The sequence below is a fragment of the bacterium genome, assembly GCA_036524115.1.
Classification (GTDB): domain Bacteria; phylum JAUVQV01; class JAUVQV01; order JAUVQV01; family DATDCY01; genus DATDCY01.
In genome coordinates this window covers 1-9,416 of sequence record DATDCY010000099.1, presented here as the reverse complement: position 1 = coordinate 9,416, position 9,416 = coordinate 1, and the positions used below count along the sequence as shown (strand labels likewise).

Annotated in this window: 13 protein-coding genes; 6 read left to right on the top strand and 7 right to left on the bottom strand. The window is 67.0% G+C overall.

The features are described 5' to 3' along the window. The 3 genes from obgE to rplU form a co-directional block, all read right to left on the bottom strand. The coding region (gene obgE / locus VI078_04695; protein HEY5998585.1) for a GTPase ObgE at positions 1-315 on the bottom strand (315 nt) is incomplete at its 3' end. Positions 316-403: 88 nt separating this feature from the next. After that, positions 404-658, bottom strand: coding sequence for a 50S ribosomal protein L27 (gene rpmA, locus VI078_04690; protein HEY5998584.1), 255 nt, complete (start codon positions 656-658; stop codon positions 404-406). 12 nt (positions 659-670) lie between these two features. Beyond that, entirely contained in the window at positions 671-1,000 is a 330-nt protein-coding gene (gene rplU / locus VI078_04685; protein HEY5998583.1) for a 50S ribosomal protein L21, read from the bottom strand. Positions 1,001-1,476: 476 nt separating this feature from the next. Between rplU and VI078_04680 the strand changes: the two genes are divergently transcribed. The 5 genes from VI078_04680 to VI078_04660 are packed head-to-tail and all read left to right on the top strand — an operon-like array spanning position 1,477 to position 5,456. Beyond that, entirely contained in the window at positions 1,477-2,028 is a 552-nt protein-coding gene (locus VI078_04680; protein ID HEY5998582.1) for a response regulator, read from the top strand. 35 nt (positions 2,029-2,063) lie between these two features. Beyond that, positions 2,064-3,680: a cytochrome c3 family protein gene (locus tag VI078_04675; protein HEY5998581.1), complete on the top strand. Its 1,617-nt coding sequence runs from the start codon at positions 2,064-2,066 to the stop codon at positions 3,678-3,680. Between the two features lie 6 nt (positions 3,681-3,686). Then, complete coding sequence (locus VI078_04670) at positions 3,687-4,334, top strand: cytochrome b/b6 domain-containing protein (protein HEY5998580.1); 648 nt, start codon at positions 3,687-3,689, stop codon at positions 4,332-4,334. 5 nt (positions 4,335-4,339) lie between these two features. Further along, positions 4,340-4,762, top strand: coding sequence for a response regulator (locus VI078_04665; GenBank protein ID HEY5998579.1), 423 nt, complete (start codon positions 4,340-4,342; stop codon positions 4,760-4,762). Between the two features lie 52 nt (positions 4,763-4,814). Next, positions 4,815-5,456 carry a response regulator gene (locus VI078_04660; protein HEY5998578.1) on the top strand — a complete coding sequence of 214 codons (642 nt, stop codon included), beginning with the start codon at positions 4,815-4,817 and terminating at the stop codon, positions 5,454-5,456. 470 nt (positions 5,457-5,926) lie between these two features. Here VI078_04660 and VI078_04655 read toward each other — a convergent pair whose 3' ends face one another. From VI078_04655 to VI078_04640, 4 genes are all read right to left on the bottom strand, one after another. Then, the gene (locus VI078_04655; GenBank protein ID HEY5998577.1) at positions 5,927-6,760 is read right to left on the bottom strand and encodes a hypothetical protein; all 834 of its coding nucleotides are present in this window, start codon (positions 6,758-6,760) and stop codon (positions 5,927-5,929) included. Positions 6,761-6,775: 15 nt separating this feature from the next. Then, entirely contained in the window at positions 6,776-7,645 is an 870-nt protein-coding gene (locus VI078_04650; GenBank protein HEY5998576.1) for a hypothetical protein, read from the bottom strand. After that, positions 7,642-7,863 (bottom strand): type II toxin-antitoxin system prevent-host-death family antitoxin, encoded by a 222-nt coding sequence (locus tag VI078_04645; protein ID HEY5998575.1) that lies wholly within the window; start codon positions 7,861-7,863, stop codon positions 7,642-7,644. Before VI078_04645 ends, VI078_04650 begins: the two co-directional genes overlap by 4 nt. Before the next feature lie 297 nt (positions 7,864-8,160). Then, positions 8,161-8,841 (bottom strand): tetratricopeptide repeat protein, encoded by a 681-nt coding sequence (locus VI078_04640; GenBank protein ID HEY5998574.1) that lies wholly within the window; start codon positions 8,839-8,841, stop codon positions 8,161-8,163. 35 nt (positions 8,842-8,876) lie between these two features. Between VI078_04640 and VI078_04635 the strand changes: the two genes are divergently transcribed. Then, the coding region (locus VI078_04635) for a bifunctional folylpolyglutamate synthase/dihydrofolate synthase (GenBank protein HEY5998573.1) at positions 8,877-9,416 on the top strand (540 nt) is incomplete at its 3' end.

Sequence of the window (9,416 nt, the reverse complement as noted above, 5' to 3'; positions counted from 1 at the left end):
GGCGACGATCTCGCCGGTGGCCTTGTTGCGCACCAGCGTGCCCTGCGGCACCGGGAGCACGATGTCCTTCTCCGCGGCGCCGGACTGGTTCTTGCCGCGGCCGTGCTCGCCGTGGCGGGCGCGGTGGATCGGGCGGAAACGGAAGTCGACGAGCGTCTTGATGTGCGGGTTGGCCTCGACGACGACGTCCGCGCCCTTGCCGCCGTTGCCGCCGTCGGGTCCCCCCATCGGGATGTACTTCTCCCGCCGGAAGCTCAGGCAGCCGCGGCCGCCGTGCCCCCCCTGGACGGTTATCGCGACTTCGTCAACGAACATCTGCGTTTCCCCAAAAAGCAAACGAGGCGTGCCCGGCTGGACACGCCTCGCTCTCGATCGCCGCGCCGGCTACCGGCCGGCAGCGGCGTCAGACCGCCTCGATGCCGATGAGCTTGCGCCCGTTGGCGATGACGCGGAAGACCACCTTCCCGGCGACCTTCGCGAAGAGCGTGCAGTCCCGCCCCATGGCGACGTTCGGGCCCGGGTGGTAGTTGGTGCCGTGCTGGCGCACGAGGATGCTCCCCGCGGTGACCGTCTGGCCGCCGAAGCGCTTGACGCCGAGGCGCTGCCCGGCGCTGTCGCGGCCGTTGCGCGAGCTGCCTTGACCTTTCTTGTGAGCCATCGTCCGATCTCCTTACGCGACGGTGATCCCGCTGATCTTCACGCGGGTGTACTGCTGGCGGTGGCCGGTCTTGCGGCGCATGTTCTTGCGGCGCTTGAACTTGAAGACGGTGACCTTCGGGCCCTTCGCCGGGTCCTCCTCGTCGTCGCTGAGCACCTCGCCGGTGACCTTCACCTGGGGGAGGGTGGGGCGGCCGACGAGGGTCTGGTCGTCCCCGACGAGCATCAGCACCCGGTCGAAGGCGACCGTCGCACCCTTCTTCGCGCCGAGCAGCTCGACGTCGATGGTGTCGCCGACGCCGACACGGTACTGCTTGCCGCCGGTCTCAAGGATCGTGTACATCGCAAGCCTCCTCTTCGCACGTTCGGTCCTGAAAGAGTCCTGATTATCTTCGGATTGGGCCGGTTGTCAAGCCAAAAGAGTTGGGGAGGAGTTGGGGCATCCGAGGTCCGGCAGCCGGGATTTTTTTCGTGACGTCCGAATCGCCGGCGTTCCTGAGTCAGAAAAGCCGTACACAAAGGGCCGCGCGTACAGGGAAGATATACAAGGATCTAGAACTGTAAGAGATGGTTATTACAGCAATTACTTGTTTGCGTAGGCGATCGCTATGTATAGGCGAAATGTACTTACCGGCGGCTTGCAGGTCCGGAATAATCATTACAGTAACGCGTGGTAGTAATCATAACCGATCGTAATAACAGAACAATATCTGTTTAGGTCGCTGCCAGCTCTGTCTTGGCACGTTCGATGCTGTATCCCCGGGGTGAGAACCACCGACAAGAACCGAAGGTCGGACAACCGAGAGGGAGGTGGAGGAGATGGAAAAGAGGGTGCTGGTGGTCGATGACGACCAGGTCGTCGGGAGGAGCTTCGAACGCGTCCTCACGGAGAAGGGCTACAAGGTCGACACCGCGCTGAGCGGGCGGGAGGCCTTCGACAAGTACGCGGGCGCGGACTTCGACATGGTGTTCATGGACCTGAAGATGCCCGGCCCGGATGGCCTCGAAGTGGCCAAGCGGATCAAGGAGATGAACCCCTGGCTGCCCATCGTGGTCGTCACCGGCTACGGGAGCCAGGAGGACGAGGAGAAGGCCAAGGCCATCGGCGTGGCCGAGTTCCTCCACAAGCCGCTGACCCCGGACGTGATCGGGGAGGTCGCCGCCCGCGTCAGCGAGCGCGTGGCGGCCCCGCAGCAGGCGCCCGCCGCCGAGGCGCCCGTCGCGCCGGTCAAGACCGAGAGCGTCGCCCGCAACGTCGGCCTGTTCTTCGCGGCGCCGTTCATCGGCCTGGCCTACATCCTCGCGTTCCCGTTCATCGCGGTCTGGATGATGGGCCGCTACGGCTGGCGCGCGATCGTCGGGAAGCAGTGAACGTGGACGGCACACGGCAGAAGGAGCCCACGCCCATGAGAACTCGCGTGATCTCGGTGCTCGCCGCGGGCCTGCTGCTCGTCGCCACGACGGCCTTCGCCGCCAAGGCGCCGGACTGGAGCCCGTGCCTGGACTGCCACGACGACGAGTCGCTCACGCTCAAGACCCAGGCGGGAGAGACGCTCGCCCTGGCCGTCACGGCCAAGGAGCTGGGCGCCTCGGTGCACAAGGGCGTCGAGTGCCAGGGGTGCCACCCCGGCATCAACCTCGACTCCCACCCCGAGGGCAAGCCGGTTGCGAGCATCGAGCAGTACCGCGCCGGCGCCTCGAAGGCCTGCCTCGGCTGCCACCCCGCGGCCAAGCTCAAGGCCAAGGCCCAGCACGCGGGCGTCGTCACGGACAACCCGAAGGTCACCTGCGGCGAGTGCCACGGCTCCCACCAGATCGCGCGCGCCGCGACGCTCAGCGGGCCGACCGCCGGCAACGACTACTGCCTGCGCTGCCACTCGCGCTCCATCGTGGCCCAGCGGCCGGGCGGCGGGACCTACTCGATCCGCGTGGACGTGGCGAAGCTCAAGGCCTCGGTCCACCCGGACCACGCCTGCGTCGACTGCCACGCGGACTTCAAGGGCGGCGCGCACCCGAGCGCCGGGCAGACCCACGCGGTCGCCTCGACCAGGGCCTGCGCCACCTGCCACAGCGAGAAGCTGCGCCAGATCGAGGGGAGCATCCACTACACGCTGCTGCGCTCGGGCGTCCCCGGCGCCCCCGGGTGCACGGACTGCCACAGCGCCCACGAGGTCGCGCCGAAGGAGCGGTACGCGACGCTCACCGGCTCGCCGTGCCGCGCCTGCCACGGTGACATCTTCACAGCCTATGCCGGGAGCATGCACGGCACCGCGCGCGCTACGGAGAGCCACCTGGACGCCCCGCTCTGCTCGGACTGCCACCGCGCCCACGACGTGCGCGGCACCGCGAACCCGGCGTTGGTGAAGGCCGCCTGCATCGGGTGCCATCCCGCCGCCGCCAAGACCCACGACGCCTGGCTCCCGAACGCCGCGCTGCACCTGGAGTCCGTCTCCTGCGCCGCCTGCCACGCGCCGACCGCGCAGCGGGTCGTGGCGCTGCGCCTGACCGAGAAGGGCACCGGCCGCACGCTGACCGAGCGCGAGGTCCGGGAGGCGCTGGGCCCCGACGCCGACAAGGTCCTCGGCAACGGCAGCGGCATCGACGGGCTCGGGCTCTGGAACGCCGTGAACCTGCTCGAGTCCAAGCGCACGGCGTCCGCCGCGAAGCTCGAGGTGGTCGGCCGGCTCGAGGTCGCCCGCGGCGCGGCGGCGCACCGCCTCGCCGCCAAGTCCGGCGCCGTGCGCAGCTGCGAGAGCTGCCACGAGGCCGGGTCGAAGGCCTTCGACAGCGTGGCCCTGAGCCTCGCCCGCGACGACGGCCGCCCCAAGGACTTCAAGGGCACGCAGAAGATGCTCACCGAGGCGGGCGCGGTCATCGCGGTGCCCGACTTTTACGCCCTGGGCGGCACCCGCTCGATCGTGCTCGACTGGCTCCTGGTGCTGGCGCTCGCCGGCGGCTTCGGGGTCATCGCAGCCCACCTGACCGCCCGCCTCTGGACGGCGCGCTCGCGAAAGGAAGGGTGAGACACCATGTCCACGGACAACAGGATCTACATCCATCCGGTCCCCGTGCGGATCTGGCACTGGACGAACGCCATCGGCTTCGTGCTGCTCATCCTCACGGGCCTGCAGATCCGCTACCGCGACCTGATCGGCCTCGCCACGTTCGAGACCTCGGTCCGCATCCACAACTACACGGGGTTCGTGCTCATCGCCAGCTACTTCCTCTGGCTGGTCTTCTACCTGACCTCGGACAAGATCAAGAACTACCAGATGGAGCTCAACCCGGTGAAGTTCTTCACCTCCACGGTGCGCCAGGCGATCTTCTACGGCTACGGGATCTTCAAGGGCAGCGCCAACCCGCACCATGCCTCGGCCTACACGAAGTTCAACCCGATGCAGAAGCTGGCGTACGACTTCATCATGCTGATCTTCGTGCCGATCCAGTTCGCGACCGGCCTGCTGCTCTGGGACGTCCAGCGCTTCGGGGGTGCGGTGGACCTGCTCGGCGGCGTGCGGGTGGTGGCGACCGTGCACATGCTGCTCTTCATCTTCTTCGCGGCGTTCGTGCCGGTCCACGTCTACCTCGCCACGCTGGGGCACACGCCGCTCGCGCACTTCAAGGCGATGTTCACCGGCTTCGAGGAAGAGGAAGTCGGCCACCACGCGAAGGGGTGAGGGTCATGGAAGACAGGATCCGGGTGCTGGTCGTGGACGACGAGGAAGTGGTCCGCCTCGGCTACCGGAGGGTGCTCTCGACCGACGGCTTCCGCGTGATCGCCGCCGGCAACGGGGCCGAGGCGCTGGACCTGATGGCCGGCGACAAGTTCGACGTGGTGCTGCTCGACCTGCGGATGCCGGGCATGGACGGCCTGGAGGTGCTGCGGGCGATCAAGGAGCGGTGGCCCGAGAGCGAGGTCGTCGTGGTGACCGGCTACCCGAGCATCGAGACCGCGAAGGAGGCGGTGAAGCTCGGCGCGTATGACTACATCGCGAAGCCGGTGGTGCCCGACACGGTCCTCCGGGCGACCACCGGGGCCTGGATGCAGAAGCGCTGGGCGCTCCAGCGCGAACCCAACGGCGCGCCGGCATCGGGCGCGGCCTAGCGATGGCGGGACGTGCGGCTCACGGCGCAGCGGTGAAAGGGGGAGATCGGTCATGATGCGGTCGAGGAAGGTCCTCGTGGTGGACGACGACGCGGTGGTGAACCGGAGCATCAACCGGGTGCTCAGCGGGGAGGGCTACCAGGTGCGCGAGACGCTCAGCGGCTCGGAGGCGCTCGCGGAGCTCGAGCACCAGGACTACGACGTGGTGTTCACGGACATCAAGATGCCGGGCATGGACGGGCTGGAGGTGACCTCGCGGGTGAAGAAGGCCCACCCGGACGTCCCGGTGGTGATCATCACCGGCTTCGGGACGGAGGCCAGCGAGCGCAAGGCGAAGGAGCTGGGCGTCTCGGGCTTCCTGCGCAAACCGCTGACGCCGGAGATGATCATCGACAACGCGGCGCGGGCGCTGCACGAGCGCGAGGAGATGCAGGAGGCGATCCGGCGCTCGGCGCTGGCGCTGATGGCGCCGGCCGCCGCTACGGCCCCGGCGGTCGCAGCCGCGACCGTCCCCGAGGTGGCGGCCGCGCCGGCGGCGGCGACGGAGCCGGCGAAGCGCGAGAGCGTGGCCAAGAACATCGGGTTGTTCTTCGCCGCGCCGTTCATCGGGCTGGCCTACTTCCTGGCGGTGCCGTTCATCGGGACGTACGCCGTCGTGAAGTACGGGTGGAAGGCGATCACGAAGTCGACGTAACCGAAGCGCGGGAGCGTTCGCGGGGCCGCCCCGCCGCCGGAAAGCCGGTGGCGGGGCGGTGCCGTTTCCGGGGCCGGGGGGCAGGCCGATGCGCGGGCGGGGGCCCTTGCGCGTGCATGGGCTCGGCGTGACCGTGTCGATGTCGGCTGTTGGTGCCTGTGTCCGTACGCGGGCGGGGACGCGGCGGCGCCGGTCGGCCGCTGAGCTGCGCGCTCGACCTGGGCGTGTCCGGTCCTGCGCTCGAAACCTGTAACTCGCCCCTGCGGGGCTCAGACAACAGGTTTCGCCCCTGACGGGGCCGCTCCGGCCCGGCCGCCCAGGTTCCCTCGCGCTCCGCAATGCGGCCGCCCGGCGCCGCCGCGTCCCCGCCCGCGGACGAGCCCCCGTCGAGGGGGGCGGGTCACCGCGAGGTAATGGGCGAAAGGACGGTCCAGTCGGGTGTAACCTGCGTCGACAGACCGTTATGTTACCTATGTCCCAGACCGATCATCCTTGCCTTCCTCTTCCCCAGGCTCCTCCGTGGAAAGACTTACGATCTTGCTGAGCGGGTACTGTTCCATCACGAGAACTCGTGTGCCCAGATGGACGATGCCCCACTTCTTGTTTGCCTTCACCATGGCAGGTTTGCCGTTGAACTGAGTGGGCATGTCGTCCCATCCCTCAAGCCCCGCATCCAGTTCCTCCTTCAACACGCGAAGGCGGTCTTCATTGGACAGCCTGATGTGAGGCAGCAAGAGGTAGCCAATTTTGGGAGGAGACATAGGCTCGTATCGCTTCTTTCGTGACTCAACCCACAGGTACTTTGCGCCGGGACCTAGGTGAAGGACATCGAACTTCTTCATTAGGCGGACGGCGCGTGCGATGGCTTTCAGGATTATTCGGGGTGGAATGTGTAGGTACTTGTGGTCAGACCACGTTTCGGGACATTCCTTGTGGCTAATGTCCTTGTTTCTCTTCTCGTCAAACCGGTGCCTCTGAATGAATGTGGCAAAGCGCCTCACATCTGCTTGGAGGGCATTCAGCTTCACTGACGCAAAGTGGAATGTAAGCCTACCCACCTTGGGTTCAGAAAGTTCTGATAGCCGTGCAATCATGTCATCCGTAAGCCGGTCACCTAGGATAAAGAGGCGTATGAGCCCCGGATTCATCAAGTCCTGTTGCATGTCTCCAGACTTCTGGGTGACGAGGCGCGTTATGTCCTTGCACAGTACCCAGGACGTAATGATCTCCCCTACTTCGCCACGGAGATTGGAAATGAGGTTTTCTGTGTCGGTACCGTGAATGCGTGCCTTCTGACCGCCCATCGATGTTGCCCAGCGTTACAGTGTCTTGGGCTCTCCAACTTCCTCAATTCGGAGCATGTTCTCCCATGAAGTGACTTCGTACCTCATCTGATCGGTGCTAACCTGCCAGGATCCGAAGCCGATTGACAGCAGTGCCCCGCCTGTCCCGGGTTGAGCGACGTTTCGAAAAGGCAGCTTCCCTTCTTCCTCCAAGACGTGAACGATTCCTGCACACACCTCATCGGGTACTGAGTCCTCGGCATATACCGAGTACTCACGAAGCACCCCCTTGATTGATCTGCAAGGCAGCGCTGGCGCCTTCGGCCTTGGCTCTGACGCCTTGCTGATCTTGTAGATGAACTCGAGGTACGCAGTTGACAGTATGTTCTCCCGATGCTCCCAATTTGCCTCGATATTGAGGTGCCGCCGAAGCATGTCCTTTGCGGCGTTGTAGTCTTCAGAGAGTTCAGAACTGTGATATCCACGATGCTTCTGGTCGAAATGGATTGAGGCGCAGCATTCCGTCAAGCCTGCGTCACCCTCTAGGATAAATGCAGCAATTGACAAGCGGACTGACTCCTTGGTCATTCCGATTGACCCGACTGTGTTCGCCAACAACTTCAGCCAATAGACGCAACCTGGGATATCGTTCTTCTCGGCGCTCTGTAGCAAAGCGTTCCGCCAACGAATCGCATCGGCCAGGCGCCGTTCTGAACTGATTTCGTCCGTCTGCGCCTCGGTGACCAGTACCTTCTGCCGATCGAGGGGCCTCAATCTAACGTAAACAACATTATGACAGGATGGACATTCTCGCTGCTTCCCTGGGCGCTTCGAGAACTCGACGCCGCAGCATGGACACTCTTTGCCAACAATTCCGATTTCCCTGAACCCTGGTAAGTCGATCATGACCGCAATTTCATTCCATGTCTAATGAGCCTAAACTTGACCTCACTGAGCGCGCGGGTGGCCCGCCGGACATGGAGTGGGCTCCGAGCCGCATCGATCGGGACGATGCGGGCCGGTGGCTGCCCGCGGTGCATGACAGTGACCGTCAGGCCTTTGCGAACCTCGCGGATGTGTTGACTCAGCTTCGCCCTGAGTTCCGCTATACCCACGGCCTTCATACCCAAAGTCTGGTCACGGGTCCTCACGCTGTCAAGAATGTCGCGCAGTTCGTCCTTCCGTGGGCGGGGACGGGCGGCGCCGGGCGGCCGCATTGCGGAGCGCGAGGGAACCGCAGCGGCCGGACCGGAGCGTCCCGAAGGGCGAAACCTGTTGTTTGAGCCCCGGAGGGGCGAGTTACAGGTTTCGAGTGGAGGGCCGGACAGGCTGCGGTCGAGCGCGCAGCTCAGCGGCCGATCGGCGCCGCCCCGTCCCCGCCCGCGCACGTGCACAAAGAGGTGCCACGCGCGATTGGTTGCTCAGGGCGCGGGCGGCGCCTGCGCCGGGGCGGACGTTGCCGGAGGCGCCGGGGGTATGACGGGGGGCGGTGCGGCCGGAGGCGGCGGCAGGGCGGCGATCTCGCGGCGGACCGCGTCGGCGCCCGGGCCCTCGGGCACGAGCGCCAGGTACCGTTCCCAGGCGCGGCGGGCGTCTTCCATGCGGCCGGCCCGGCGGTAGAGCACCCCGAGGTTGCGCAGCGGGTCCGGGTAGGCGGGGTCGATGAGCACGGCCAGCTGATAGAGCTCCTCGGCGCGCGCCGCATCGCCGAGCCGCTCGTAGACCGTGCCGAGGTTGTTGCAGGCGCGCACGTCGCGCGGGTCCAGCTCGTGCGCCTTGCCGAAGTGCTCGAGCGCGCGGGTCAGGTCGCCCTGCGTGAAAAAGATGCCGCCGAGGTAGTTCCAGCTGCGGGCCCGCCGCTCGTCCAGCGCGAGGGCCTCGCGGAAGATGCGCTCGGCCCCCGCGAGATCGCCGGACGCGAAGGCGCGCTCCCCGCGCGCCCACAGCTCCTGGAGCCGCGCTTCCGCGGTCCCGCCGGCGGGTGCCTCCGCACCCGGCGACGGCGCCTCCGCGGGCGGCGCCTGCGCCTGCGCCGGCGCCGCGAGCGCCGCGGCGGCAAGCAGCAGGGCCCCGAGCGATCGCGCGCGCCTCGTCCCGCCCATGGCAGACGGCAGTATAGCTGACGTACAATCGCGCCGTGCGATTCGCGGATGCGGAGGAGTTCCTCGGCCGGCAGCGCCGGTTCGGCTGGAAGTTCGGCCTCGGGCCGATGCGCCGCTCGCTCGCCCGCCTCGGCCACCCCGAGCGCGCCTTCCCGTCGGTCGTGATCGCCGGGTCGAAGGGCAAGGGATCCACGGCGGCGTTCCTCGAGGCGATCCTGCTCGCGGCGGGCCACCGGGCGGGGCTCTACACCTCGCCGCATCTCGTGCACCTGCGCGAGCGCATCCGCGTCGGCGGCAGGGAGATCGGCCCGCGCGCCTTCGGCCGCGAGATCGGCGAGCTGCGCCGGCGCCTGGGCCCGCGGGCACGGCTGACGCACTTCGAGTGGCTGACGCTCGCCGGGATCGAGCACTTCGCGCGGGAGCGAGCCAGCCCGGCGCTGCTGGAGATCGGCCTCGGCGGGCGGCTGGATGCCGTGAACGCGGTCGACGGCGTGCTGACCGTCGTCACCGGCATTGAGCGAGAGCACGTCGAGCTGCTCGGCACGCGGCTCGGCGACATCGCCGCCGAGAAGGCG